Genomic DNA, 1,138 nt, shown 5'->3' on the forward strand with positions numbered 1-1,138 from the left:
GGACAGGCGTCACGCCTGTCCCATCGGCTGGCTGTCGGCCGTGACCTGGCCGGGCTCGATGGCGGCGAGGATGAAGTCCTCAGCGGTCAGCTCGTGATGGCCGCGCAGCAGGATCTGCAGGTCGTCGTCATGGTCGAGGTCGACGATGGTGCGTACGACGGTGCGGGTGTCGTCGCCGAGCGCCTCGTAGTAGAAGGTGACCGAGCCGATCTGCGGCGTGTCGCCGTCGATCTGCAGGCCGGCGAAGGTCAGCGTGCCGTACTGGCCAAGCGCGGAGAGATCGATGCGGTCGCCGACGCCGAAGTCGACGATCTCATCATGGCCGGCGCTGTCGTTCGCAAGGCTTGCGAGCGACTGGAAGACGAAGACGTCGTTGCCGTCGCCGCCGACCAGCACGTTGACCCGGGCCGAGGCGATGATCGTGTCGTCGCCGGAGCCGCAGCTGGCATTCTCGACGTCGAGGAGTGCGTCGTCGCCGATCTCCGCACCGGAGGCTTCGCCGCGCTCGAGATCGATGACGACACCGAGCACGGTGGCCGAGGCATCGTAGCAATCGCTGCCGCTGCCGCCATCCATCCGGTCGTCGCCGTCATCACCGCCGTTGCCGCTACGGGCGAGCACGATGAAGACGTCGTCGCCGGAACCGCCGTCGAGCCGGTCGTCGCCGTCGCCGCCGACCAGGTGGTCGTCGCCACTGCGCCCGGCCACCTGATCGTCGCCACCCCCGCCATAAAGGATGTCGGTGCCGCTGCCGCCGGAGAACCGATCGTCGCCGGAGCCGCCATGAATGGTCTCGAAGCCAAGGATCGTATCGCGGCCGATCTCCTCGCCCTCGGCATAGCCGGCCTCGATGTCGGCGATCACCATCTTGACCAGCGCCGACAGGTCGAGCGTGTCGCAGCCGGCCCCGCCGTCATAGACGTCGTTGCCGTCGGCGGCCGGAGTGGCGAGCACGACGACGACATCGTCGCCAGCCCCGCCCGAGACCACATCGTCGCCGGCCCCGCCGGTCAGCTGGTTGTCGCAGGCGTCGCCGCCAATCGTATCGTCATGGGCGCTGCCGATGACGTTCTCGATGCCATCAAGGCTGTCGCTGCCGATATCGGCGCCGGTGGCGGTGCCGGATGCAAGGTCGACG

1 protein-coding gene is annotated in these 1,138 nt (G+C 68.5%); it reads right to left on the minus strand.

From position 1 onward, the window contains the following. Positions 1-9: 9 nt before the first annotated feature. Positions 10-1,138: calcium-binding protein (locus FHT97_RS31365; RefSeq protein ID WP_246712867.1), on the minus strand; the 1,129-nt coding region annotated here is incomplete at its 5' end.

The organism is Rhizobium sp. BK399 (assembly GCF_014194695.1).
Lineage (GTDB): Bacteria > Pseudomonadota > Alphaproteobacteria > Rhizobiales > Rhizobiaceae > Rhizobium.